This window comes from Pseudomonas sp. PDM21 (assembly GCF_014852505.2).
Taxonomy (GTDB): Bacteria; Pseudomonadota; Gammaproteobacteria; order Pseudomonadales; family Pseudomonadaceae; genus Pseudomonas.
The window spans coordinates 2,355,016-2,378,767 of record NZ_CM181223.1; the positions used below are offsets into that span (position 1 = coordinate 2,355,016).

The window sequence follows — 23,752 nt, forward strand, 5'->3', positions numbered from 1 at the left end:
AACGTCATGTCCCGTTTCGACAACAAGGTTGCCCTCGTCACCGGCGCCGCCCAGGGTATCGGCCGGCGCGTCGCCGAGCGGCTGGTGGAAGAGGGCGCCAGGGTCATCGCCGTGGACCGCTCGGAAATCGTCCACGAACTGCAGGACGCCCTCGGCCAGCACGGCGAAGTGCTCACCCTGACTGCCGACCTGGAGCGCTTTGCCGACTGCCAGGGTGTAGTCGATCAGGCGCTGGCGCGCTTCGGCCGCCTCGACATCCTGGTCAACAACGTCGGCGGCACCATCTGGGCGAAGCCCTTCGAGCACTACGCCGAGGACGAGATCGAAGCCGAGGTGCGCCGCTCGCTGTTCCCCACCCTGTGGTGCTGCCGCGCCGCGCTGGTGCCGATGCTCGAGCAGGGCGCGGGCGCCATCGTCAACGTCTCGTCCATCGCCACCCGTGGGGTGAACCGCGTGCCCTACGGTGCGGCGAAGGGCGGGGTGAACGCGCTGACCGCATGCCTGGCCTTCGAGACCGCCGAGCGCGGCGTGCGGGTCAACGCCACCGCGCCCGGCGGCACCGAAGCGCCGCCGCGGCGCATCCCGCGCAACGCAGCGCAGCAGAGTGAGCAGGAGAAGGTCTGGTACCAGCAGATCGTCGACCAGACCCTCGACAGCAGCCTGATGAAGCGCTACGGCAGCATCGACGAGCAGGTCGGCGCGATCCTCTTCCTCGCTTCCGACGAAGCCAGCTACATCACCGGCGTGACCCTGCCGGTGGGTGGCGGCGACCTGGGCTGAGGCACCGCCATGATGCGCCTACGGCAGGTCTGCGCCGATCAGTTGCAGGCAGCGTTGCAGCGGCGCGCTGACGTCGCCGCGGCGCTGGCTGAAGATGATCGGCGAGACCGCCCCGGCGTCGGTCAGCGTGGCGTAGCCGATGTCGGCGCGGTGCTGTTGCTGCACCGACGCCGGCACCAGCGCCACGCCCAGCCCGGCGGCGACCAGGCCGATGGCGGTCTGCAGCTCGTTGGTCCACTGCGCGACGCGCACGCTCAGTCCGTGGTTGGCGAACAGCGCGAGCACGTGGTCGGCGTAGCTGGGGCGCGGGTTGGCGGGGTAGAGCACGAAGTCCTCGCCGGCCAGCTGTTCCAGGCTCAGCGGCGCACCCAGCAGGCGATGCCCGGCCGGCAGCACGGCGACCATCGGCTCCTCGCGCAAGACCTGCTGGGTAATCGCCGGATCGTCGATGCGGATGCGCCCGAAGCCGATGTCGATGCGCCCGCTTTTCAGCGCCTCGACCTGCTGCACCGTGGTCATTTCCTGCAGCCCCAGCTCCAGAGCGGCGTCGCCGCGCAACTCGCGGATCAGCTCGGGCAAGCCGTCGTACAGCGTCGAGGGCGCGAAGCCGATGCCGAACCACTGGCGCTCGCCCTGGCCGATGCGCCGGGTGCTCTCGCAGATGCTTTCCAGCTGCGCCAGCAGGGTGCCGGTCTGCTCGTGGAAGTAGCGCCCGGCGTCGGTCAGGCGCAGCGGACGGCCACGCTCCAGCAGTGCCACGCCAAGCAGTTCCTCGAGCTGCTGGATCTGCCGGCTCAGCGGCGGCTGGGCGATGTGCAGGCGCTCGGCGGCGCGGGTGAAGTTGAGGGTGCCGGCCACCTCGCGGAAGTAGCGCAGGTGTCGCAGTTCCATGATACCTCCAGAGTATGCAACAAGATGGCAACGATATTGGACTGCCTGCAGGCCCCGGCGCAATCCTTCGTCAATCGTGAAAACACCTGTCGGGTATCGCCGCAGTGCGGCCCGGCCCATCCACAAATCCCAGACCGGAACGCCGTCCATGAGTAGCCCCGTCATCGAACGCATCGAGTCGATCATCGTCGACCTGCCGACCATCCGTCCGCACAAGCTGGCCATGCACACCATGCAGCAGCAGACGCTGGTGATCATCCGCCTGCGCTGCTCCGACGGTGTCGAGGGCATTGGCGAAGCCACCACCATCGGCGGCCTGGCTTACGGCAATGAGAGCCCGGAAAGCATCAAGGCCAACATCGACGCGCACTTCGCGCCGCTGCTCAAGGGCCAGGACGCCAGCAACATCAACGCCTGCATGCAGCGCCTGGACAAGTCGATCAAAGGCAACACCTTTGCCCGCTCGGGTATCGAGAGCGCGCTGCTGGACGCCCAGGGCAAGCGCCTCGGCCTGCCGGTCAGCGAGCTGCTCGGCGGCCGCGTGCGCGACAGTCTCGAAGTGGCCTGGACCCTGGCCTCCGGCGACACCGCCCGCGACATCGCCGAAGCCGAGCAGATGCTCGACATCCGCCGCCACCGCATCTTCAAGCTGAAGATCGGCGCCAACCCGCTGGAGCAGGACCTCAAGCATGTGGTGGCGATCAAGAAGGCGCTGGGCGAGCGCGCCAGCGTGCGCGTGGACGTCAACCAGGGCTGGGACGAATCCCAGGCCGTCCGTGGCTGCCAGGTGCTCGGCGAGAACGGCATCGATCTCATCGAACAGCCCATCTCGCGGATCAACCGCAGCGGCCAGGTGCGCCTGAACCAGCGCAGCCCGGCGCCGATCATGGCCGACGAATCCATCGAGAGCGTGGCCGACGCCTTCAGCCTCGCCGCTGACGGCGCCGCCAGCATCTTCGCCCTGAAGATCGCCAAGAACGGTGGCCCGCGCGCCGTGCTGCGCACTGCGCAGATCGCCGAAGCCGCCGGCATCGCGCTGTACGGCGGGACCATGCTCGAAGGCGCGGTCGGCACCCTGGCCTCGGCCCACGCCTTCCTCACCCTGGAGAAGCTGACCTGGGCCACCGAGCTGTTCGGCCCGCTGCTGCTCACCGAGGAAATCGTCACCGAGGCGCCGGTCTACCGCGACTTCCAGCTGCACGTTCCGCGCACGCCCGGCCTGGGCCTGACCCTCGACGAGGAGCGCCTGGCGCGCTTCCGACGCCACTGATTTGCAACCCTTTCCGACTGCCCGATAGAGGAGAAGACCCGATGCTGTTCCACGTGAAGATGACCGTGAAATTGCCCGTCGATATGGACCCGGCGAAAGCCGCCCAGCTCAAGGCCGACGAGAAGGAGCTGGCCCAGCGCCTGCAGCGCGAGGGCAAGTGGCGCCACCTGTGGCGCATCGCCGGGCACTACGCCAACTACAGCGTGTTCGACCTCGCCAGCGTCGAGGAACTGCACGACACCCTGATGCAGCTGCCGCTGTTCCCCTACATGGACATCGAGGTCGACGGGCTCTGTCGCCATCCGTCCTCGATCCATACCGACGACCGCTGATTTACGTCCCGGACGAATCAACAAGAACAAGACTTGAGGATCGCATCATGACCGTGAAGATTTCCCAGACTGCCGACATCCAGAAGTTCTTCGAAGAGGCCAGCGGCGCCCTGAATGACCAGGGCAACCCGCGCGTGAAGAACCTCGTCCTGCGCATCCTGCAGGACACCGCGAAACTGATCGAAGACATGAACGTCACCCCCGACGAGTTCTGGAAAGCGGTGGACTACCTCAACCGACTCGGCTCCCGCCAGGAAGCCGGCCTGGTCGTCGCCGGCCTCGGCGTCGAGCACTACCTCGACCTGCTGCTGGACGCCCAGGACGCGGCTGCCGGCATCGGCGGCGGTACCCCGCGCACCATCGAAGGCCCGCTGTATGTGGCCGGCGCGCCGCTGTCCGAAGGCGAAGCGCGGATGGACGACGGCAAGGACGCGGGTACCGTGATGTTCCTTTCCGGCCGCGTGTTCGACCCGCAGGGCAAGCCGCTGGCTGGCGCCGTGGTCGACCTCTGGCACGCGAACACCCAGGGTACCTACTCGTACTTCGATAGCACCCAGTCCGAGTTCAACCTGCGCCGGCGCATCGTCACCGACGCCGAAGGCCGCTACAAGGCCCGCAGCATCGTGCCCAGCGGCTACGGCTGCCCGCCGGACGGCCCGACCCAGGAGCTGCTCGACCAGCTCGGTCGCCACGGCCAGCGCCCGGCGCACATCCACTTCTTCATCTCCGCGCCGGGGCATCGCCACCTGACCACGCAGATCAACCTCGCGGGTGACCAGTACCTGTGGGACGACTTCGCCTACGCCACCCGAGACGGGCTGATCGGCGAGGTGCGTTTTGTCGAGGACGCGGCTGCCGCCAAGGCGCGTGGTGTGGACGGGCGCTTCGCCGAGATCGAGTTCGACTTCCAGCTGCAGCAGGCGGTTTCCGTCGATGCCGAGGACCGCAGCAACCGCCCTCGCGCGCTGCAGGAAGCGTGATCCCCGCCAACGTCCGGCCTTGCCGGTAACCCCGCCGTAGGATGGCGTGGAGCGCAGCGATACCCATCAATCCGTGCGCCGACAGCATGGGTATCGCTGCGCTCCACCCATCCTACCCAGAGCGCTCTGCTGCACTGGAACTCGTGCTGTGGCGGGCCTGGCTCCGCTCGATCCGCCCCGCAATCCAGCCGTTAGCCCCCTAAGAGAAGTGTTCGATATTCGCACCAATAGTCGATTATCGCATTGTTCGTCCATCCCCCCGACGGTACTGTTTTCCCATCGGCACCCCTACACAACGAGACCGACCATGGCTGAACTCCTGACTCTCCGCGAAGCGGTCGAGCGCTTCGTCTACGACGGCGACACCGTCGCGCTCGAAGGCTTCACCCACCTGATCCCGACCGCTGCCTCCCACGAGCTGATCCGCCAGGGCAAGAAAGACCTGCACCTGGTGCGCATGACCCCCGACCTGGTCTATGACCTGCTGATCGGTGCCGGCTGCGTGCGCAAGCTGACCTTCTCCTGGGGCGGCAACCCCGGTGTCGGTTCGCTGCATCGCCTGCGTGACGCGGTGGAGAAGGGCTGGCCGCGGGAGCTGGAGATCGACGAGCACAGCCACGCCGACCTCGCCAACTCCTACGTCGCCGGCGCCTCGGGCCTGCCGTTCGCCGTGCTGCGCGCCTACGCCGGTTCCGACCTGCCGAAGGTCAACCCGAACATCAAGTTCATCAACTGCCCGTTCACCGGTGAGCAACTGGCCGCCGTGCCTTCGGTGCGTCCGGACGTCACCGTGATCCACGCGCAGAAGGCCGACCGCAAGGGCAACGTGCTGCTGTGGGGCATCCTTGGCGTGCAGAAGGAAGCCGCCCTGGCCGCCAAGCGCTGCATCGTCACCGTCGAGGAAATCGTCGACGACCTGAATGCGCCGATGAACTCCTGCGTACTACCGACCTGGGCGCTGTCCGCCGTCTGCCTGGTGCCCGGCGGTTCGCACCCGTCCTACGCCCACGGCTACTCCGAACGCGACAACCGCTTCTACCAGGCCTGGGACCCGATCGCCCGCGACCGCGACACCTTCAACGCCTGGATCGATACCTACATCCGCGGCACGAAAGATTTCAACGAGTTCAAAGCCAAGCTCGCGGAGGCCAAGTAATGAGCGCCTACAGCACCAATGAAATGATGACCGTGGCCGCCGCCCGCCGTCTGAAGAACGGCGCCGTCTGCTTCGTCGGCATCGGCCTGCCATCCAAGGCCGCCAACCTCGCGCGTCTGACCGCCTCGCCGGACGTGGTCCTGATCTACGAATCCGGCCCCATCGGCGCCAAGCCCAGCGTGCTGCCGCTGTCCATCGGTGACGGCGAACTGGCCGAAACCGCGGACACCGTGGTGCCCACCGGCGAGATTTTCCGCTACTGGCTGCAGGGCGGGCGCATCGACGTCGGCTTCCTCGGCGCGGCCCAGGTCGACCGCTTCGGCAACATCAACACCACCGTCATCGGCGACTACAACAAGCCGAAGGTGCGCCTGCCCGGCGCTGGCGGCGCGCCGGAGATCGCCGGTTCCGCCAAGGAAGTGCTGATCATCCTCAAGCAGTCCCACCGCACCTTCGTCGACAAGCTGGCCTTCATCACCTCGGTCGGCTTCGGCGAGGGCGGCGACCACCGCCAGCAGCTCGGCCTGCCCGGCAAGGGGCCGGTGGCGATCATCACTGACCTGTGCATCATGGAGCCGGAAGCCGGCAGCAACGAATTCATCGTCACCACCCTGCACCCGGGCGTGACCCGCGAGCAGGTGGTCGAGAACACCGGCTGGGCGATCCGCTTCGCCGAGCAGGTGACCGAGACCGTCGCGCCGACCGACGTCGAGCTGGAAGCCCTGCGCGCCCTCGAAGCCCGCACCGCCGCCGCCCACGGCCAGCTGGGAGGTGAGGAATGAGCCGCGAGGTCTTCATCTGCGACGCCGTGCGCACGCCCATCGGCCGTTTCGGCGGCTCGCTCTCCGGTGTGCGCGCCGACGACCTCGCCGCCGTGCCGGTGAAGGCGCTGCTGGAACGTAACCCGCAAGTCGACTGGGCCGCGCTGGACGAGGTCTACCTCGGCTGCGCCAACCAGGCCGGCGAGGACAACCGCAACGTGGCGCGTATGGCGCTGCTGCTGGCTGGCCTGCCGGAAAGCGTGCCGGGCGTGACCCTCAACCGTCTCTGCGCCTCGGGCCTGGACGCGGTAGGCACCGGCTTCCGCGCCATCGCCAGCGGCGAGGCCGAGCTGGTCATCGCCGGCGGCGTCGAGTCCATGTCCCGCGCGCCCTACGTGATGGGCAAGGCCGACAGCGCCTTCGGCCGCGGCCAGAAGATCGAGGACACCACCATCGGCTGGCGCTTCATCAATCCGCTGATGAAGGCGCAGTACGGCGTGGACGCCATGCCGCAGACAGCCGACAACGTGGCCGATGACTACAACGTCAACCGCGCTGACCAGGACGCCTTCTCCCTGCGCAGCCAGCAGCGTGCCGGCGTCGCCCAGGCCAACGGCTACTTTGCCGAGGAAATCGTCCCGGTGGTGATCAAGGGCCGCAAGGGCGAGACCGTCGTCGACACCGACGAACACCCGCGCCCGGACACCACCCTGGAAGCGCTGGCCAAGCTCAAGCCGGTCAACGGCGAAGGCAAGACCGTTACTGCCGGCAACGCTTCCGGCGTGAACGACGGCGCCGTGGCGCTGATCCTCGCCAGCGCCGAGGCGGTGAAGAAACACGGCCTGACGCCGAGGGCGAAAGTGCTCGGCATGGCCAGCGCTGGCGTCGCTCCGCGCGTGATGGGCATCGGTCCGGTGCCGGCGGTGCGCAAGCTGCTGGAGCGCCTGAACCTGTCGGTCGACCAGTTCGATGTCATCGAGCTGAACGAAGCCTTTGCCGCGCAGGGCCTGGCGGTGACCCGTGATCTGGGCATCGCCGATGACGACGCACGGGTGAACCCCAACGGCGGCGCCATCGCCCTCGGCCACCCGCTGGGTGCCAGCGGCGCGCGCCTGGTACTGACCGCTGTGCACCAGCTGCAGAAGTCCGGCGGCAAGCTCGGCCTGTGCACCATGTGCGTGGGCGTAGGGCAGGGCGTGGCGTTGGTCGTCGAGCGCGTGTAATCGCTCAGCCGTGTAGACCGTAGGGCGCATAACGCGCCAGCGCTTATCCGTCGAGTAGCCGGCGGATAACCTGTGCCAGGTTATGCGCCCTACGCCAGCTCTCCGGTCATACTGTCCGACAACGCCCGCCGATCTCCGGAGCCACCCCAGTGAGCACCCACCTTCTGTTCGACGCCTACTTCACCCAGCCTGCCATGCGCGCGATCTTCAGCGACCACGGCCGGGTGCAGGGCATGCTCGACTTCGAGGCCGCATTGGCTCGTGCCGAGGCCCGTGTGGGCGTGATCCCGGCGAGCGCCGTGGCGCCCATCGCCGCCGCCTGCCGCGCCGAACTCTACGATTTTGCCGCACTGGCGCAGGCCATCTGCAGCGCCGGCAATTCCGCGATCCCGCTGGTGAAGGCGCTGGGCAAGCGCATCGCCGCCGAAGACGCCGAAGCCGAGCGCTACGTGCACCTGGGCGCCACCAGCCAGGACGCCATGGACTCCGGGCTGGTCCTGCAGTTGCGTGGCGCCATCGAGCTGCTCGAAGGCGACCTCGCCCGGCTGGCTGACGCGCTCGCCGTAAAAGCACAAGCCCACGCCGGCACGCCCATGGTCGGCCGCACCTGGCTGCAGCACGCAACGCCCGTCACCCTCGGCATGAGGATCGCCGGCTGGCTGGGCGCGATCACCCGTCATCGCCAGCGCCTGAACGAACTCAAGCCGCGCCTGCTGTGCCTGCAATTCGGCGGCGCGTCCGGCAGCCTCGCCGCGCTGGGCGAGCAAGGCTTCGCCGTGGCCGAAGCGCTGGCTGAAGAACTCAACCTGCAACTCCCCGAACAACCCTGGCACACCCAGCGCGACCGCCTGGTGGAGTTCGCCAGCCTGCTCGGCCTGATCGCCGGCAGCCTCGGCAAACTCGGCCGCGACCTCAGCCTGCTGATGCAGACCGAGGCCGGCGAAGTCTTCGAGCCTTCCGCGCCGGGCAAGGGTGGTTCCTCCACCATGCCGCACAAGCGCAACCCGGTGGGCGCTGCCGTGCTGATTGGCGCGGCGACCCGCGCGCCGGGCCTGGTCTCGACCCTGTTCGCCGCCATGCCCCAGGAGCACGAGCGCAGCCTCGGCTTGTGGCACGCCGAATGGGAAAGCCTGCCGGAGCTGTGCTGCCTCGTCTCCGGTGCGTTGCAACAGGCGCTGAGCCTGGTGCCAGGCCTGGAGGTCGACGCCGGGCGCATGCTGGCGAACCTCGACCTGACCCGTGGCCTGGTGCTCGCCGAAGCCGTGAGCATCGCCCTGGCCCAGCGCATTGGTCGCGACGCCGCGCACCACCTGGTGGAGCAGTGCTGCAAGCAGGCGGTGAAGGAGGGCGCGCACCTGCGCACGGTGCTCGGCGCCAACGCCGAAGTCGCCGCCCAACTGACTGCCGAAGAGCTGGATCGCCTGCTCGATCCCGCCCATTACCTGGGCCAGGCGCGCCGCTGGGTCGAGCGCGCGCTGGCCGAACACCAAGTACTTTCCTTGCGCAAAGAATCCCCATAGGAGCCTTGCATGCCTGCCGTACATCTCGCCGATGGCGACCTGAATTACCTTCTTGAAGGGCCCGCCGGCGCCCCCGTGCTGGTGCTGTCCAACTCGCTGGGTACTGACCTGCACATGTGGGACGCGCAGGTCGCGGCTTTCGCCGAGCACTTCCGCGTGCTGCGCTATGACACCCGTGGCCACGGCGGCTCACTGGTCACCCCCGGTCCGTACAGCATCGAGCAGAACGGCCTTGACGTGCTGGCCCTGCTGGACGCGCTGGACATCCCGCGCGCGCATTTCTGCGGCCTGTCCATGGGTGGCCTGATCGGCCAGTGGCTGGCCATCCATGCGCCGGAGCGCATCGAGCGTCTGGTGGTGTGCAACACCGCCGCGAAGATCGGCACCCCGGAAGTCTGGAACCCGCGCATCGAGACCGTGCTCAGTGGCGGCGCCGAGGCTATGCGCAACCTGCGTGACGCGTCGATCTCGCGCTGGTTCACTGCGGACTTCGCCGAGGCGGAGCCGGGCAAGGTCGAGCCTATCGTCGGCATGCTGGCGCAGACCTCGCCGGAAGGTTATGCAGCCAACTGCGCGGCTGTGCGTGATGCCGATTTTCGTGGCGAGATCGGTGCGATCACTGCGCCGACCCTGGTGGTCTGCGGCGCTGCCGACCCGGTGACCACCACCGAGGACGGCCGCTTCCTGCAGGCACGCATTCCCGGCGCCGAGCTGGTGGAGTTCCGCGCCGCGCACCTGTCCAACGTGCAGGCCGGCGATGCCTTCAGCCAGCGTGTGCTGGACTTCCTGCGTGCCTGATCGCTTTTGCTCTTGTAGGAGTTAGAGATGGACGAGAAAGAACGCTACGAAGCCGGCATGCAGGTGCGCCGCGCGGTACTGGGCGACGCCCACGTCGACCGCAGCCTGCAGAAGCGCAACGCCTTCAACGAAGAGTTCCAGGAAATGATCACCCGTCATGCCTGGGGTGACATCTGGACCCGTCCCGGCCTGCCGCGCCACACCCGCAGCCTGATCACCATCGCCATGCTGATCGGCATGAACCGCGAAGGCGAGCTGACGCTGCACCTGCGCGCCGCACGCAACAACGGCGTGACCCGCGAAGAGATCAAGGAAGTCCTGCTGCAGAGCGCGATCTACTGTGGCATCCCGGCCGCCAACGCCACCTTCCACCTCGCCGAGGCGGTGTGGGACGAGCTGGGCACCGAGTCGCTGGGCGACGCCTGATCAGCGCCGCCCGGACCACGCATCCGGGCGGTGACTGCTTGGCTGACGCTCGGGCCGCTCTGGTAGGGCGGATAAGCGCCAGCGTTATCCGCCGCAGGGTTGGTGGCGGATAACCTGTTCCAGGTTATGCGCCCTACGACTCTGATTTGTCGGTGTAGGGCGCGCGAGCATGCTTGCTCCTACAAGAGCAAGAGCCCCTCACCCTAACCCTCTCCCGCAAGCGGGAGAGGGGACCGTTCGGTGTAGTGAGCATCCATGGCGTCAGCCGGCACAATCTGCTCCCTCTCCCTCCGGGAGAGGGCTGGGGTGAGGGGAGTGCATCGGTACGGTGTCACCTGAGAACCTCAACTCTCCAGTTCCTTCCGATCCCTGAACAGCTCGAGCGCCTGCGGGTTGGCCAGCGCGTCGGTGTTCTTCACCGGCTGGCCGTGCACCACGTTGCGTACCGCCAGTTCGACGATCTTGCCGCTGATGGTGCGCGGGATGTCGGCGACTGCGAGAATCTTCGCCGGCACGTGGCGTGGGGTGGTGTTGCTGCGGATGGTCTGGCGGATGCGTTCCTGCAGCGCTTCGTCCAGTTCTACGCCGCCACGCAGTCGCACGAACAGCACCACGCGCACGTCGCCCTGCCACTCCTGGCCGATGGCGATGGACTCCAGCACCTGTTCGATCTTCTCCACCTGGCGATAGATTTCCGCGGTGCCGATGCGCACGCCGCCGGGGTTGAGCACGGCATCGGAACGGCCATGGATCACCAGACCGCCGTGTGCGGTTTCCTCGGCGTAGTCGCCATGGGCCCAGACGCCGGGGAAGGTGGCGAAGTAGGCATCGAGAAATCTCTCGTTGTTCTCGTCGTTCCAGAAGCCCGCCGGGATCGACGGGAAGTGCCGCACACAGACCAGCTCGCCTTTCTCGCCGCGCACCGGCCTGCCGGCCTCGTCCCAGACTTCCACCGCCATACCCAGTGCCTTGCACTGGATTTCCCCGCGCCACACCGGCAGGGTCGGGTTACCGATGGCGAAGCAGGAAACGATGTCGGTGCCGCCGGAGATCGACGACAGGCAGAGGTCGGGCTTCACCTCGCGGTAGACGTAGTCGAAGCTCTCGTGGGCCAGCGGCGAGCCGGTCGAGAGCAGGGTCTTCAGACGCTCCAGCGAGTGGCTCTGGCGTGGCCGCACGTTGGCCTTTTCCAGTGCGGCGATGTACTTGGCGCTGGTGCCGAACACGCTGATGTTCTCCGCGTCGATCAGGTCCATCAGGCGCTCGGGGCCGGGGTGGAAGGGCGAGCCATCGTAGAGCACCAGTGTCGCGCCGACGGCGAGTCCCGAGACCAGCCAGTTCCACATCATCCAGCCGCAGGTGGTGTAGTAGAACAGCGTGTCGTTGTTGCCCAGGTCGACGTGCAGGCCGTGCTCCTTCAGGTGCTGCAGCAGCACGCCGCCGGCGCCGTGGACAATGCACTTGGGCACGCCGGTGGTGCCGGAGGAGTAGAGGATGTACAGCGGGTGGTCGAAAGGCACCGGGGTGAATACCGGCTCGCCGCCGCTGTGGAAGAAGTCCTGCCAGAGGCTGACCAGCGCCGGCGTCTGGAAGTCGCTGCGTCGCGCGTGGCCGTTGGCGTAGGGGACGATCACCAGCTGCTCCAGGGTGGGCAGCTGGGCGAGGATTTCGTTGAGCTTGGCGCTGAGGTCCAGCATCTTGCCGGCGTAGCGGTAGCCGGCGCAGGCGATCAGCACCTTGGGTTCGATCTGGCCGAAGCGGTCGATCACGCCATGGGTGCCGAAGTCCGGCGAGCAGCTCGACCAGGTGGCGCCGAGGCTGGTGGTGGCGAGCATGCCGACCACCGTCTGCCAGGTGTTGGGCATGAAGGCCGCGACGCGGTCGCCGACGCCCACGCCGGCTTCGCGCAGGGCACGCTGCAGGCCGGCGACCTGGGCGGCCAGCTCGGCATGGCTGATCACCTCGCGACGCTCATCCTCGCTGATGGCGATCAGCGCCGGCTTGTTGTCGCGGCGGCGCAGCAGGTGTTCGGCGAAGTTCAGGGTGGCGCCGGGGAACCAGCGCGCATCGGGCATTTCCGGGCCTTCCTCGAGGACTGCCGTGGGTGCCTCGTGGAACTGCACGCCGAAGGTGTCGATGATGGCCAGCCAGAAGGCTTCGCGCTCGGCGATGCTCCAGGCGTGCAATGCGGCGTAGTCGGGCAGGTCGACTCCGTGCTGCTGCGCCACCTTGCGGCGGAAGGCGTCCATCCGGGTGGCGGCGATGCGTTCGGGGGAGGGTGTCCAGAGCAGTGGGTTCATTGACGACGACTCCAGCGAAGGAACGGTGGGCACCGCCGACCAGCGGCCCCCATCATCTTGACACGAAGCGTCGCCGGAAGTGCTTCGCCGCTGCGGGTGGATCACTGCGCGACCCAACCGCCATCCATGTTCCAGGCGGCGCCGCGGACCTGGGCGGCGGCTTCAGAACACAAGAATAGCGCCAGCTCGCCCAGCTGGTCGGCAGTGACGAAGTCGAGCGACGGCTGCTTCTCCGCCAGCAGGTCGTGGCGTGCCTGTTCGGGTGTGACACCGGCCGCTATGCGCGCGTCGATCTGCTGCTGCACCAGCGGCGTCAGCACCCAGCCTGGGCAGATGGCGTTGCAGGTGATGGCGCTGGTGGCGGTTTCCAGGGCGGTGGTCTTGGTCAGGCCGATCACCCCGTGCTTGGCGGCCACGTAGGCGCTCTTGCCGGCGGAGGCGACCAGGCCGTGGGTCGAGGCGATATTGAGGATGCGCCCCCAGCCGCGCTGGCGCATGCCCGGCAACGCCAGGCGGGTGGTGTGGAACACCGAGGAGAGGTTGATGGCGATGATCGCGTTCCAGCGCTCCACGGGGAACTCCTCCAGCGCCGCGACGTGCTGGATGCCCGCGTTGTTGACCAGGATGTCGAGGCCGCCGAACTCGCGCTCGACGTATTCGATCATCTGCCCGATCTGCTCGGGTTGCGCCATGTCTGCGCCGTGGTGGCCGATGCGTGTGCCATGTACCGACAGCTCGCGTACCGCCGCGTCGATATCGCCGAAGCCGTTGACCACCACGTTGGCACCCGCCTGTGCCAGACGCGCGGCGATGCCCAGGCCGATGCCGCTGGTGGAGCCGGTGACCAGTGCGGTCTTGCCTTTGAGAGTCATGCAAATCTCCTCTGGAACGGGTTGGCCGCATTGCTGCGACTATCAATACACAGGACTGCCCAGAATTCGTTTGTGGCCTTGCGAGCTGGAGCAGAACAGGGAACAAGCAGGCGAGGGCGCGGAGTTGACGTGTAGTCAATGAGCAGTCATCGCCTGCTTTTGACGCAGTTATGCCGACGCGCAGCTAGCCACAAGCGGATTCTTATACGATCCCGGTGGCGTAGAAGGTACCTATCACCACGAACACCGCGAGGGTCTTGATCAGGGTGATGGCGAAGATGTCCTTGTAGGCCTCGCGGTGGGTCAGGCCGGTAACCGCGAGCAGGGTGATGACCGCGCCGTTGTGCGGCAGGGTATCCATGCCGCCAGAGGCCATGGCCGCGATCCGGTGCAGCACTTCCAGCGGGATGTTGGCGGCGTGGGCGGCGGCGATGAACTGCTCGGACATGGCCGCCAGGGCGATGCTCATGCCGCCCGACGCCGAGCCGGTGATGCCGGCCAGGGTGGTGACGGTGATGGCTTCGTTGATCAGCGGATCGGGAATCTTCTTCAGCGCATCGGCCAGCACCAGGAAGCCCGGCAGCGAGGCGATCACCGCACCGAAGCCGTATTCCGAAGCCGTGTTCATGGCCGCCAGCAGCGCGCCGCCCACGGCGGTCTTGCTGCCCTCTGCAAGCTTGCTGCGGATCACCGCGAAGCTGGTCACCAGCACCAGCAGGATGCCCAGCAGCAGCGCCGCCTGCACCGCCCAGATGCCGGTCAGCTTGGCCACGTCGCTGGCCACCGGCGCGGCCATGCCGGCCAGTTGCAGGCTGTGGGTCTTGCCGTAGACCTGGGGAATCCAGTGGGTGAACAGCAGGTTGGCGACGCCCACCAGCACCAGCGGCGAGAGCGCCAGCAGCGGGTTGGGCAGCCGGATGTCGTCGGCGGTTTCCGGCTCGTTGCGCAGCTCGCTGCCGTAGCCCTCGCCGGCGGCGCGCGCCTTGCCGGCCTGGCGACGGAGGAACAGCATGCCGACGGTGAACACGAACAGGCTGCCGATCAGCCCCAGCCAGGGCGCGGCCCAGCCGGTGGTGTTGAAGAAGGCGGTGGGGATGATGTTCTGGATCTGCGGGGTGCCGGGCAGGGCATCCATGGTGAAACTGAACGCGCCCAGGGCGATGGTCGCCGGGATCAGCCGCTTGGGAATGTTGCTCTGGCGGAACATCTCGGCGGCGAACGGATAGACCGCGAACACCACCACGAACAGCGAGACGCCGCCGTAGGTGAGCAGGGCGCAGACCAGCACGATCACCAGCATCGCCTGGCTGGTGCCAAGCAGGCGGATGGCGGCGGCGACAATGGAGCGCGAGAAGCCCGACAGCTCGATCAGCTTGCCGAACACCGCGCCGAGCAGGAACACCGGGAAGTAGAGTTTGACGAAGCCGACCATCTTCTCCATGAACACCCCGGTGAAGGCCGGGGCGACGGCGGCAGGGTCCGTCAGCAGCACCGCGAGCAGTGCCGCGATGGGGGCGAAGAGGATCACGCTGTAGCCGCGGTAGGCGGCGAGCATCAGCAGGGCGAGGGCCGCAAGGGCGATGACCACGCTCATCGAAGTATCTCCAGTTGTCGCGCGGCCAGGAGCCGCGCGTCGTTCTTGTTGTAGTGGGCTTGCTTGACGATCAGGAGTCAGGCGGTCAGTTGGTTACCAGAGCGGCAGCACGTAGCTGAGGATCAGGCGGTTCTCGTCCAGGTCGTTGCCGAAGTGGCTGGAGCGCACCGTCGCGTTGCGCCACTTCACGCCGACGTTCTTCAGCGGGCCGCTCTGCACCACGTAGCCGATGTCGGTGTCGCGTTCCCATTCCTTGCCTTCGGGCTTGCCCGCGCCCAGCTCGATGCTGTCGCCGGACAGGTAGCGCGTCATGAAGGTCAGGCCGGGAACCCCGAGGGCGCCGAAGTCGTAGTCGTAGCGACCCTGCCAGGACTTCTCGTCGCGGTTCGCGAAGTCGCCGATCTGCACGAAGTTGACCAGGAAGGCGTCGGTGCCGCCGATGTAGGCGAAGCCGGTGTCGCCGCTCATTTTCTGGTAGCCGGCGCCGAAGCCGTGGCCGCCCAGCGTGTAGGTGAGCATCGCGCCGAAGGCGCGGTTGTCGACGTTGCTGTGGCCGTCGTCGTCGGAACGCGCGTAGCGCAGGTCGGTCTTCAGCGACTGGCCGGCAGCGACGGGCAGCACGTGCACCAGGTTGACGATGTGCTGGTCGTAGAGCCCGTCGAGCTTGGCGTAGCTGTAGCCGGTGGTGAGTTGCGGCGTCCACTTGTAGCTCAGGCCGGCGAAGTCGAACTGGTCGCTGGTGTCGGTGGCGACGATGCCGCGCGCGCTGCCACTGGTGACGGTCATGTCCTCGCGGTTGGACGAGTCGCGCTGGCTCACCTGGCGCAGGCGGCCACCGTCGAAAGTCAGGCCGGCGAACTCGGCGGAATTCAGGTGCGCGCCTTCGAAGGTCTGCGGCAACAGGCGCGAATCGTTGGCCAGCACAGTGGGCAGCTTGGGCAGCAGGGTGCCGATCTTCAGTGTGCTTTTGGAGGCGCGCAGCTTGGCAGTCAGGCCCAGCTCGCTGTAGTCGTCCGGCGCGCCGTTGACCTTGTCCTTGTCGCGCGGCAGCAGGCCGGAGCCAGCGCGGTCGGGGCTGGAATCCAGCTTCACGCCGAGCAGGCCGAGGGCATCTACGCCCACGCCGATGGTGCCTTCGGTGTAGCCGGATTCGTAGCGCAGCAGAAAGCCCTGGGCCCATTCGTCCTGCTTGGACTGCGTGGCGTTGTCCTGGCGGAAGTCGCGGTTGAAGTAGAAGTTGCGCAGTTCGACGCTGGCCTTGCTGTCGGCAAGAAATTCGGCGAAGGCCTGGGGCGAAAGGGCGAGGGTGGAGCCGAGGGCGGTCAGAACGGCGGCATGATTGAGCGTGGAGCGGCTCATCGGTGATCTCCTGGCGCGGCGCCGTGTGCGAAGCGGGACTAGCCGTGGTGTCCGCTGGGGTCTGTTCGCGTTCGGGCAGCGTTGATTGTTGTTATGTCGGCTGTGCGGCGCGAAGGCCGCGAGAGGCGACATAGCCAGGACCGTGCCAGGATTGTAACTATCTGATTTTTAAGTCTTATTTTTAGAATAACGGCTGCCGGAAGATGGTATCTGTCTCTGAATGGAGACGAATTTCCGCAAAGCTTTGCCAGGGGGCATTGATTTTGCGGAGAGACCGAACTGTCTCTTTTTTGAGACTTGTCTCTGTTTCGGGATTATCGGGTCAGGGTTGCAAACCCAGCGCCGCCATCTTCTTGTACAGGGTGGAGCGGCCCAGTCCTAGGCGCTGCGCGGCGGCGTCGACGTTGCCGGCCTGCTCGGCCAGGGTGTTGGCGATCAGCTCGCGCTCGAAGGCATCCCGTGCCGCATAGAAATCCTGCCCTTCGCCCAGCCTGGCTGACGGCGCTGTCATGCCGGGCGGCAGCGGTTGCAGTTCTCCCAGTGCGGAGCGCAGGCCGGCGGCGTCGATCTGCGGGCGGTCGCCCAGCAGCACGGTGCGCTCCAGCAGGTTGCGCAGTTCGCGCACGTTGCCCGGCCAGGCGTGCCGGGCGAGCAGGGCGAGGCCGCCGGCATCCAGCTCGAAGAGGGTCTGACGGTCGTCGCGCAGGCCGTCGAGGATGGCTTCGCAAAGCGCCGGCAGGTCTTCCAGGCGCTCGCGCAGCGGCGGAATCTCGATGGGCAGGACGTTGATGCGGTAGAACAGGTCGGCGCGGAAACGCCCTTCGCGCACGGCGGCGTCGAGGTCGATGGAGGTGGCAGCAATCAGGCGGATGTCGCTGCGCAGCACCTCATTGGAGCCCACCGGCTCGAATTCCTTTTCCTGCAGCACGCGCAGCAGCTTGCTCTGCAGGGTCAGCGGCATGTCGCCGATCTCGTCGAGGAACAGCGTACCGCCCTGGGCGATCTGCAGCTTGCCGGCGCGGCCCTTGCGGTCGGCGCCGGTGAAGGCGCCCGGTGCGGTGCCGAAGAACTCGGCTTCCAGCAGGGTCTCGGGGATGGCGGCGGCGTTGAGGCTGACGAAGGGTTTGTCTGCGCGTGGCGAAGATGCATGGATGGCATGGGCGAGCAGTTCCTTGCCGGTGCCGGTCTCGCCCAGCAGCAGGATCGGCGCCTCGCTGGCGGCCCCCCGGCGGGCGCGGCGCTTCACTTCCAGGCTGGCCGCGCTGGTGCCGATGAAGTGCGCGAAGCTGTACTTGGCCTGGCGCGCCTGCAGCAGCGAGCGGGTCGAGGCCAGTTCGGCCTGCATGCGCTGGTAACGGGTGAGCAGCGGTGAGAGTGCGCGCAGTTCGTCGAACAGGGCGAAGCCAATGCCGCCGATGACAACGCCTGAATCGTCGCGGATCGGCACGCGCATGACCACCAGCGGGTCCTTGGCCATGTCGAGGATGTCCAGCAGCATCGGCCGGCCGCTGCTGACCACTTCGCGCATCAGGCTGCCGGGGATTACCTGCTCCACCGGGCGGCCGACGGCCTGCTCGGCGCTGTCCAGCCCGAAGCGCTGGGCGTAGCGCTGGTTGATCCAGACAATGCGCGCCTCGCGGTCGACTATCACCGTGCCTTCGCTGAACTGCTCGAAGATCTCGAACAGCGAGCGGATCGCCAGTTGGCGGACGCTGGGGTAGTCCTTGAGGCTGTCGGTATCGGTCATCGGTGGGCCGTGCGCGAGGAGGGCAGAGGGCGCACTGTACCGGGATGTGGAGATGAGGTCAGCCGGGTAGGGCGTTATCCGCCGATCCTTCGGCGGCGCATAAAGCGTTCCGCTTTATGCGCCCTGCGGTCTGCGACGAGTGTCGTGGATCCCTGTCAGCGCTTGGACAGCTGCGCCTTGGCCACGCGCGAGCCGTTGGGCTTGTCGAGCACGGCGCAGATGCGCTGGCCGGCGTCGATCAGCAGGTCCAGGTCGATGCCGGTGTGGATGCCCAGGCCGTTGAGCAGGTAGAGCACGTCCTCGGTGGCGACGTTGCCGGTGGCGCCCTTGGCATAGGGGCAACCGCCGAGGCCCGCGACCGAGCTGTCGAACACCGCGATGCCTTCCAGCAGGCTCGCGTAGACGTTCGCCGTGGCCTGGCCATAGGTGTCGTGGAAGTGCCCGGCCAGTTGCGCACGCGGCACGCGCTGGCCGACGACTTCGAACATGTGCCGGGTAGCGCCGGCGGTGCCGACGCCGATGGTATCGCCCAGGGAGACTTCGTAGCAGCCCATGGCGTGCAGTTCCGCGGCAACGGCGGCGACCTGTTCCGCGTCCACCTCACCCTGGTAGGGGCAGCCGAGCACGCAGGAGACGTAGCCGCGCACGCGCACGCCGTGCTGGCGCGCCGCTTCCATGATCGGGATGAAGCGCTCCAGGCTCTCCTTGATCGAGCAGTTGATGTTCTTCTGCGAGAAGGCCTCGGAGGCGGCGGCGAATACCGCGACTTCCTTCACCTGCGATTCCAGTGCGGCCTCGAAGCCCTTCAGGTTTGGCGCCAACGCGGCGTAGGTGACGCCCGCCTTCTGCTGGATGCCGGCGAAGACTTCGGCCGAGCCGGCCATCTGCGGCACCCACTTGGGCGAGACGAAGCTGCCGACCTCGATGTAGCTCAGGCCGGCGGCGGTGAGGTCGTCCACCAGGCGCACCTTGTCGGCGACGGCGATGGGCTGTTTCTCATTCTGCAGGCCGTCGCGCGGGCCGACTTCGACCAGGCGGACGGATGGGGGCAGGGTCATTTGCGGTCCTCGTAGTGTTCCGTGGAGGAGGGTGCGCAATGCTCGGCACCCTCTCCCTAACCCTCTCCCTGAAGGGAGAGGGGACTGTCCTGAGCGGCGGGAGGCTTCCGGTTCACGCGGAAGGTCCGCGTGGCACGGATACTCCCTCTCCCTTCAGGGAGAGGGCGGGGGAGAGGGGCTTTCGGTCGTTATTCCGACGCTTCTTCCAGTTCCACCAGCGCCGTACCTTCCGACACCAGTTCGCCTTCGCTGCAATACAGCGATTTCACCACGCCAGCGTGCGGCGCGCGAATGCTGTGTTCCATCTTCATCGCTTCGAGCACTACCAGCGCGGCGCCGGCTTCGACGCTCTGGCCGGGTTCGACCAGGATGCGCACGATGCTGCCGTTCATGGGCGCGCCCAGGCCACCCTGGTGCGAGTGCGCGGCTTCGGCCTCGGCGATCGGGTCGAAGCGTTGCACGCTGACCAGCTCACCGTTCCATTCCAGGTAGAGGCTGTCGCCACGGCGGATGACCTGGTGACGGCGGCGGATGTCGCCGTCCTTCACGTCCAGATACTGGCCGTCCAGATTCGCAATGCGCTGGCCGTCGGCGTGGCGCAGGCGTACGACATGCGACTCGCCCTTGGCCAGCAGGTGAAGGTCGGTTTCCCCCGGCAGGCCACTGCGCCAGCCGCTCTGGGCGGACCACGGCGAATGGGCATCGTCGCCACGCATGCGGGCGGCTTCGCTCTGCACCCAGGCTTCGGCGGCGAGCTGCCAGAAACGTTCGGGCAGGGCGGTGGCAGCGGGCAGCAGGTCATCCTGGTAGCGGCCGATGAAGCCGGTATCCAGCTCGCCCTCGGCGAAGGCCGGATGGGCCAGTACGCGGCGCAGGAAGGCCAGGTTGGTCTTGAAGCCGCCGACGGCGGTTTCGCCGAGCATCGACAGCAGGCGCTGGCGGGCTTCCTCGCGGTTCTCACCCCAGGCGATCAGCTTGGCCAGCATCGGGTCGTAGAACGGCGAGATGTCGTCGCCCTCGCGGATGCCGCTGTCCACCCGGCGGCCGGGGCCGGCAGCGGGTTCGCGGTACAGCGCGAGGTGGCCGCTGGCAGGCAGGAAGCCGCCCTCGGGGTCTTCGGCGTAAAGGCGCACTTCGATGGCGTGGCCGATCAGCGGCACCTGTTCCTGGGTGATCGGCAGCGGTTCGCCACGGGCAACGCGAATCTGCAGGGCGACCAGGTCGAGGCCGGTGATGGCTTCGGTGACCGGGTGCTCCACCTGCAGGCGGGTGTTCATTTCCATGAAGAAGAACTGGCCGCTGCCTTCGTCGTAGAGGAACTCCACGGTGCCGGCGCCGACGTAGCCGATGGCCTGGGCGGCGCGCACGGCGGCCTCGCCCATGCCCTGGCGCAGTTCCAGGGAGAGGCCCGGAGCCGGGGCTTCTTCGACCACTTTCTGGTGACGACGCTGGATCGAGCAGTCGCGTTCGTTGAGGTACAGGCAGTTGCCGTGCTGGTCGGCGAATACCTGGATTTCCACGTGGCGCGGCTTGGTCAGGTACTTCTCCACCAGCATGCGCGAGTCGCCGAAACCCGACTGTGCTTCACGCTGGGCGGACTCCAGCGCCTCGGCCAGTTCGGCCTCGCGCTCGACCACCTTCATACCCTTGCCACCGCCACCGGCGGCGGCCTTGAGCAGCACCGGGTAGCCGATGCGCTCGGCCTCGCGCTGGAAGGTCGCATAGTCCTGCGCCTCGCCGTGGTAGCCGGGTACCAGTGGCACGCCGGCGGTTTCCATCAGCGCCTTGGCGGCGGACTTGCTGCCCATGGCGTCGATGGCGCTGGCCGGCGGGCCGAGGAACACCAGTCCGGCCTCTTCGCAGGCGCGGGCGAAGCCGGCGTTCTCCGAAAGGAAGCCATAGCCGGGGTGGATGGCCTGGGCGCCGGCGGCTTTCGCGGCGGCGAGCACGGCGTCTGCGCGCAAGTAGCTTTCAGCGGGTTTGGCGCCGCCCAGGTCGATGGCGATATCCGCCTCTTCGACGTGACGGGCGTTGCGGTCGGTGGCGCTGTGCACGGCCACGGTGGTCAGGCCCAGGGCCTTGGCGGTGCGCATCACGCGGCAGGCGATCTCGCCGCGGTTGGCCACCAGCAGGGTATCGATCTTCTTCATCAGACTTGCTCCTGCCAGGCCGGTTTGCGTTTTTCCAGGAAGGCGCGCAGGCCTTCCTGCCCCTCGGGGCTGATGCGGATGCGGGCGATGGCGGCTTCGGTGTAGCGGCGGCGCTCGGGCGTGAGTTCGCCGGCACCGATTTCGTGGAACAGCGCCTTGCAGGCCACCAGGGCCGCCGGACTGTTGTTCAGCAGGTTGGCGATCCAGGCGTCGGCTTCGTCATCCAGGTCGGCGGCCGGGTAGTGCTCGTCCACCAGGCCCAGTTCGCGGGCGCGCAGGCCGCTGAAGCGTTCGGCAGTCATGGCGTAGCGGGTGGCGGCACGCTGGCCGATGGCCTTGGTGACGAACGGGCCGATGGTTGCGGGGATCAGGCCGATGCGCACTTCGGACAGGCAGAACTGCGCATCCTCGGCGGCCAGCGCCATGTCGCAGCAGGCCACCAGCCCGACGCCACCACCGAAGGCCGCGCCCTGCACGATGGCGAGGGTCGGCTTGTTCAGCTGGTGCAGGTTGTAGAGCAGTTCGGCGAGCTGCTGAGCGTCGTTGAGGTTGCCCTGGTAGTCCAGCTGCACGGATTCCTGCATCCACGCCAGGTCCGCGCCACCGCAGAAGTGCCGGCCGCGGCCGCGCAGCACGACCAGGCGCACGCGCTCGTCGCTGGCCACGGCAGCCAGCGCCTGGATCAGCTCGGCGATGGTCTGGGCGTTGAAGGCGTTGTTCTTCTCCGGGCGGTTCAGCCAGAGAGTGGCGACGCCGCGCGGGTCGATATCAAGCTCAATGTTCTGATAGTCGGTCATGGCTGCGGCCTTACATGCGGAAGACGCCGAAGCGCGTGGCTTCGACAGGCGCGTTGAGCGAGGCGGAGAGGGCCAGGCCGAGCACGTCGCGGGTCTGCGCCGGGTCGATGACACCGTCATCCCACAGGCGCGCGCTGGAGTAGTAGGGGTGACCCTGGCGCTCGTACTGTTCGAGGATCGGCGCCTTGATCTTCGCCTCGTCCTCGGCCGACAGCGCATTACCGGCGCGTTCGGCCTGCTCGCGCTTGACCTGGGCGAGCACGCCGGCGGCCTGCTCGCCACCCATCACGCCGATCCGCGCGTTGGGCCACATCCACAGGAAGCGCGGGTCGTAGGCGCGGCCGCACATGCCGTAGTTACCGGCGCCGAAGCTGCCGCCGATGATCACGGTGAACTTCGGCACCTGGGCGCAGGCCACCGCGGTGACCAGCTTGGCGCCGTGCTTGGCGATGCCGCCGGCCTCGTACTTCTGGCCGACCATGAAGCCGGTGATGTTCTGCAGGAACACCAGCGGGATGCCGCGCTGGCAGGCCAGTTCGATGAAGTGCGCGCCTTTCTGCGCGGCCTCGGCGAAAAGGATGCCGTTGTTGGCGAGGATCGCCACCGGGTAGCCGTGCAGGTGGGCGAAGCCGCACACCAGGGTGGTGCCGAACAGCGCCTTGAACTCGTCGAATTCGCTGCCGTCGACCAGGCGGGCGATGATCTCGCGCACGTCGAAGGGCTGCTTGCTGTCCACCGGGATCACCCCGTACAGCTCGTCGCTGGCGTACAGCGGGGCGCGCGGGGCGCGGGTGTTGAGCTTGCCCTGCTTGGTCCAGTTGAGGTTGGCGATGCAGCGGCGGGCGATGGCCAGCGCGTGCTCGTCGTCCTCGGCGTAATGGTCGGCCACGCCGGAGGTCTTGCAGTGCACGTCGGCGCCGCCCAGGTCCTCGGCGCTCACCACTTCACCGGTGGCGGCCTTCACCAGCGGCGGGCCGGCAAGGAAGATGGTGGCCTGGTTGCGCACCATGATGGTCTCGTCGCTCATGGCCGGCACGTAGGCGCCGCCGGCGGTGCAGGAGCCCATCACCACGGCGATCTGCGGGATGCCCTGGGCGCTCATGTTGGCCTGGTTGAAGAAGATGCGGCCGAAGTGTTCGCGGTCGGGGAAGACTTCGTCCTGGCGCGGCAGGTTGGCGCCGCCGGAGTCCACCAGGTAGATGCACGGCAGGCGGTTCTGCTGGGCGATGGTCTGGGCGCGCAGGTGCTTCTTCACGGTCAGCGGGTAGTAGCTGCCGCCTTTCACCGTGGCGTCGTTGCCGACGATCATGCATTCCACGCCTTCCACACGGCCGATGCCGGCGACCACGCCGGCGGCGGCGACGTCTTCGCCGTACACGTCATGGGCGGCGAGGGCGGAGACTTCGAGGAAGGGCGAGCCGGCGTCGAGCAGGCGGTTGATGCGTTCGCGCACCAGCAGCTTGCCGCGCGCGGTGTGCTTGGCCTGGGCGGCGGCGCCGCCGCCTTCATGGACGCGGCCGAGGACGGCGCGCAGGTTCTGGACGTTCTCCAGCATGGTCGCGGCGTTGGCGGCGAAGTCGGGAGAGCGCGGGTTGATCTGGGTGTGCAGGATGGCCATGGTTGGCTCCATCAGGTTGAGCTGGGCGCGGGGGCTTTCCCCTCACCCCGACCCTCTCCCGGAGGGAGAGGGGGCGCAATCGGAACGCTGGGATTTCAGCCGGCACCGCCCGGTTCTCTC

Annotated in this window: 20 protein-coding genes; 10 read left to right on the forward strand and 10 right to left on the reverse strand. The window is 67.5% G+C overall.

Annotation, left to right across the window (positions count from 1 at the left end):
* Window positions 1-6: 6 nt before the first annotated feature.
* Window positions 7-780: a 1,6-dihydroxycyclohexa-2,4-diene-1-carboxylate dehydrogenase gene (locus IB275_RS11220; RefSeq protein WP_192295491.1), complete on the forward strand. Its 774-nt coding sequence runs from the start codon at window positions 7-9 to the stop codon at window positions 778-780.
* Between the two features lie 18 nt (window positions 781-798).
* On the opposite strand, the gene IB275_RS11225 is transcribed toward IB275_RS11220, so the two are convergent.
* Entirely contained in the window at window positions 799-1,671 is an 873-nt protein-coding gene (locus IB275_RS11225; protein ID WP_192295492.1) for a LysR family transcriptional regulator, read from the reverse strand.
* Window positions 1,672-1,819: 148 nt separating this feature from the next.
* Between IB275_RS11225 and IB275_RS11230 the strand changes: the two genes are divergently transcribed.
* The 9 genes from IB275_RS11230 to pcaC all read left to right on the forward strand — a co-directional run bounded on the left by IB275_RS11230 (window position 1,820) and on the right by pcaC (window position 10,137).
* The gene (locus tag IB275_RS11230) at window positions 1,820-2,941 is read left to right on the forward strand and encodes a muconate cycloisomerase family protein (RefSeq protein WP_192295493.1); all 1,122 of its coding nucleotides are present in this window, start codon (window positions 1,820-1,822) and stop codon (window positions 2,939-2,941) included.
* A gap of 41 nt (window positions 2,942-2,982) precedes the next feature.
* Window positions 2,983-3,273, forward strand: a complete 291-nt coding sequence (gene catC, locus IB275_RS11235; RefSeq protein ID WP_081516603.1) for a muconolactone Delta-isomerase — start codon at window positions 2,983-2,985, stop codon at window positions 3,271-3,273.
* 47 nt (window positions 3,274-3,320) lie between these two features.
* Window positions 3,321-4,253, forward strand: a complete 933-nt coding sequence (gene catA / locus IB275_RS11240) for a catechol 1,2-dioxygenase (protein ID WP_192404359.1) — start codon at window positions 3,321-3,323, stop codon at window positions 4,251-4,253.
* Between the two features lie 307 nt (window positions 4,254-4,560).
* Complete coding sequence (locus tag IB275_RS11245; RefSeq protein ID WP_192296269.1) at window positions 4,561-5,409, forward strand: CoA transferase subunit A; 849 nt, start codon at window positions 4,561-4,563, stop codon at window positions 5,407-5,409.
* Window positions 5,409-6,191: a CoA-transferase subunit beta gene (locus tag IB275_RS11250; protein ID WP_138216258.1), complete on the forward strand. Its 783-nt coding sequence runs from the start codon at window positions 5,409-5,411 to the stop codon at window positions 6,189-6,191. The genes IB275_RS11245 and IB275_RS11250 overlap by 1 nt, the downstream gene beginning before the upstream one ends.
* Complete coding sequence (pcaF, locus tag IB275_RS11255; RefSeq protein ID WP_192296270.1) at window positions 6,188-7,393, forward strand: 3-oxoadipyl-CoA thiolase; 1,206 nt, start codon at window positions 6,188-6,190, stop codon at window positions 7,391-7,393. Before IB275_RS11250 ends, pcaF begins: the two co-directional genes overlap by 4 nt.
* A gap of 194 nt (window positions 7,394-7,587) precedes the next feature.
* Entirely contained in the window at window positions 7,588-8,913 is a 1,326-nt protein-coding gene (locus IB275_RS11260) for a 3-carboxy-cis,cis-muconate cycloisomerase (RefSeq protein WP_494514444.1), read from the forward strand.
* A gap of 9 nt (window positions 8,914-8,922) precedes the next feature.
* Window positions 8,923-9,711 (forward strand): 3-oxoadipate enol-lactonase, encoded by a 789-nt coding sequence (pcaD, locus tag IB275_RS11265; protein WP_192296272.1) that lies wholly within the window; start codon window positions 8,923-8,925, stop codon window positions 9,709-9,711.
* A gap of 27 nt (window positions 9,712-9,738) precedes the next feature.
* Entirely contained in the window at window positions 9,739-10,137 is a 399-nt protein-coding gene (gene pcaC / locus IB275_RS11270; RefSeq protein WP_045208224.1) for a 4-carboxymuconolactone decarboxylase, read from the forward strand.
* Window positions 10,138-10,481: 344 nt separating this feature from the next.
* On the opposite strand, the gene IB275_RS11275 is transcribed toward pcaC, so the two are convergent.
* The 9 genes from IB275_RS11275 to IB275_RS11315 all read right to left on the reverse strand — a co-directional run bounded on the left by IB275_RS11275 (window position 10,482) and on the right by IB275_RS11315 (window position 23,632).
* Entirely contained in the window at window positions 10,482-12,437 is a 1,956-nt protein-coding gene (locus IB275_RS11275) for an acetoacetate--CoA ligase (RefSeq protein ID WP_192296273.1), read from the reverse strand.
* Between the two features lie 101 nt (window positions 12,438-12,538).
* On the reverse strand, window positions 12,539-13,309 hold the full coding sequence (locus IB275_RS11280; protein ID WP_192296274.1) for a 3-hydroxybutyrate dehydrogenase: 771 nt from the start codon (window positions 13,307-13,309) through the stop codon (window positions 12,539-12,541).
* 202 nt (window positions 13,310-13,511) lie between these two features.
* A complete protein-coding gene (locus IB275_RS11285) occupies window positions 13,512-14,903 on the reverse strand; it encodes a GntP family permease (RefSeq protein ID WP_192296275.1) in 1,392 nt (463 codons plus the stop codon).
* A 93-nt stretch (window positions 14,904-14,996) separates the two neighbouring features.
* A complete protein-coding gene (locus IB275_RS11290; protein WP_192296276.1) occupies window positions 14,997-16,262 on the reverse strand; it encodes an OprD family porin in 1,266 nt (421 codons plus the stop codon).
* 322 nt (window positions 16,263-16,584) lie between these two features.
* Window positions 16,585-18,009, reverse strand: coding sequence for a sigma-54 interaction domain-containing protein (locus tag IB275_RS11295; protein ID WP_192296277.1), 1,425 nt, complete (start codon window positions 18,007-18,009; stop codon window positions 16,585-16,587).
* A 155-nt stretch (window positions 18,010-18,164) separates the two neighbouring features.
* Window positions 18,165-19,067 carry a hydroxymethylglutaryl-CoA lyase gene (locus tag IB275_RS11300; RefSeq protein ID WP_192296278.1) on the reverse strand — a complete coding sequence of 301 codons (903 nt, stop codon included), beginning with the start codon at window positions 19,065-19,067 and terminating at the stop codon, window positions 18,165-18,167.
* Window positions 19,068-19,255: 188 nt separating this feature from the next.
* Window positions 19,256-21,217, reverse strand: coding sequence for an acetyl/propionyl/methylcrotonyl-CoA carboxylase subunit alpha (locus IB275_RS11305; protein WP_192296279.1), 1,962 nt, complete (start codon window positions 21,215-21,217; stop codon window positions 19,256-19,258).
* The gene (locus IB275_RS11310; RefSeq protein ID WP_138216247.1) at window positions 21,217-22,014 is read right to left on the reverse strand and encodes a gamma-carboxygeranoyl-CoA hydratase; all 798 of its coding nucleotides are present in this window, start codon (window positions 22,012-22,014) and stop codon (window positions 21,217-21,219) included. Before IB275_RS11310 ends, IB275_RS11305 begins: the two co-directional genes overlap by 1 nt.
* Window positions 22,015-22,024: 10 nt before the next feature.
* Window positions 22,025-23,632 carry a carboxyl transferase domain-containing protein gene (locus IB275_RS11315; RefSeq protein WP_192296280.1) on the reverse strand — a complete coding sequence of 536 codons (1,608 nt, stop codon included), beginning with the start codon at window positions 23,630-23,632 and terminating at the stop codon, window positions 22,025-22,027.
* Between the last annotated feature and the right edge of the window lie 120 nt (window positions 23,633-23,752).

Excerpts from the sequence above, each read along its gene's own strand:
- IB275_RS11280 (WP_192296274.1), bottom strand. The coding sequence starts at position 13,309 with ATGACTCTCAAAGGCAAGACCGCACTGGTCACCGGCTCCACCAGCGGC.
- IB275_RS11225 (WP_192295492.1), bottom strand. The coding sequence starts at position 1,671 with ATGGAACTGCGACACCTGCGCTACTTCCGCGAGGTGGCCGGCACCCTC.
- pcaD (WP_192296272.1), top strand. The coding sequence starts at position 8,923 with ATGCCTGCCGTACATCTCGCCGATGGCGACCTGAATTACCTTCTTGAA.
- IB275_RS11250 (WP_138216258.1), top strand. The coding sequence starts at position 5,409 with ATGAGCGCCTACAGCACCAATGAAATGATGACCGTGGCCGCCGCCCGC.
- IB275_RS11295 (WP_192296277.1), bottom strand. The coding sequence starts at position 18,009 with ATGACCGATACCGACAGCCTCAAGGACTACCCCAGCGTCCGCCAACTG.
- IB275_RS11300 (WP_192296278.1), bottom strand. The coding sequence starts at position 19,067 with ATGACCCTGCCCCCATCCGTCCGCCTGGTCGAAGTCGGCCCGCGCGAC.
- catA (WP_192404359.1), top strand. The coding sequence starts at position 3,321 with ATGACCGTGAAGATTTCCCAGACTGCCGACATCCAGAAGTTCTTCGAA.
- IB275_RS11220 (WP_192295491.1), top strand. The coding sequence starts at position 7 with ATGTCCCGTTTCGACAACAAGGTTGCCCTCGTCACCGGCGCCGCCCAG.
- IB275_RS11305 (WP_192296279.1), bottom strand. The coding sequence starts at position 21,217 with ATGAAGAAGATCGATACCCTGCTGGTGGCCAACCGCGGCGAGATCGCC.
- pcaF (WP_192296270.1), top strand. The coding sequence starts at position 6,188 with ATGAGCCGCGAGGTCTTCATCTGCGACGCCGTGCGCACGCCCATCGGC.
- IB275_RS11260 (WP_494514444.1), top strand. The coding sequence starts at position 7,588 with ATGCGCGCGATCTTCAGCGACCACGGCCGGGTGCAGGGCATGCTCGAC.
- pcaC (WP_045208224.1), top strand. The coding sequence starts at position 9,739 with ATGGACGAGAAAGAACGCTACGAAGCCGGCATGCAGGTGCGCCGCGCG.
- IB275_RS11275 (WP_192296273.1), bottom strand. The coding sequence starts at position 12,437 with ATGAACCCACTGCTCTGGACACCCTCCCCCGAACGCATCGCCGCCACC.
- IB275_RS11315 (WP_192296280.1), bottom strand. The coding sequence starts at position 23,632 with ATGGCCATCCTGCACACCCAGATCAACCCGCGCTCTCCCGACTTCGCC.
- IB275_RS11285 (WP_192296275.1), bottom strand. The coding sequence starts at position 14,903 with ATGAGCGTGGTCATCGCCCTTGCGGCCCTCGCCCTGCTGATGCTCGCC.
- IB275_RS11290 (WP_192296276.1), bottom strand. The coding sequence starts at position 16,262 with ATGAGCCGCTCCACGCTCAATCATGCCGCCGTTCTGACCGCCCTCGGC.
- IB275_RS11230 (WP_192295493.1), top strand. The coding sequence starts at position 1,820 with ATGAGTAGCCCCGTCATCGAACGCATCGAGTCGATCATCGTCGACCTG.
- IB275_RS11245 (WP_192296269.1), top strand. The coding sequence starts at position 4,561 with ATGGCTGAACTCCTGACTCTCCGCGAAGCGGTCGAGCGCTTCGTCTAC.
- IB275_RS11310 (WP_138216247.1), bottom strand. The coding sequence starts at position 22,014 with ATGACCGACTATCAGAACATTGAGCTTGATATCGACCCGCGCGGCGTC.
- catC (WP_081516603.1), top strand. The coding sequence starts at position 2,983 with ATGCTGTTCCACGTGAAGATGACCGTGAAATTGCCCGTCGATATGGAC.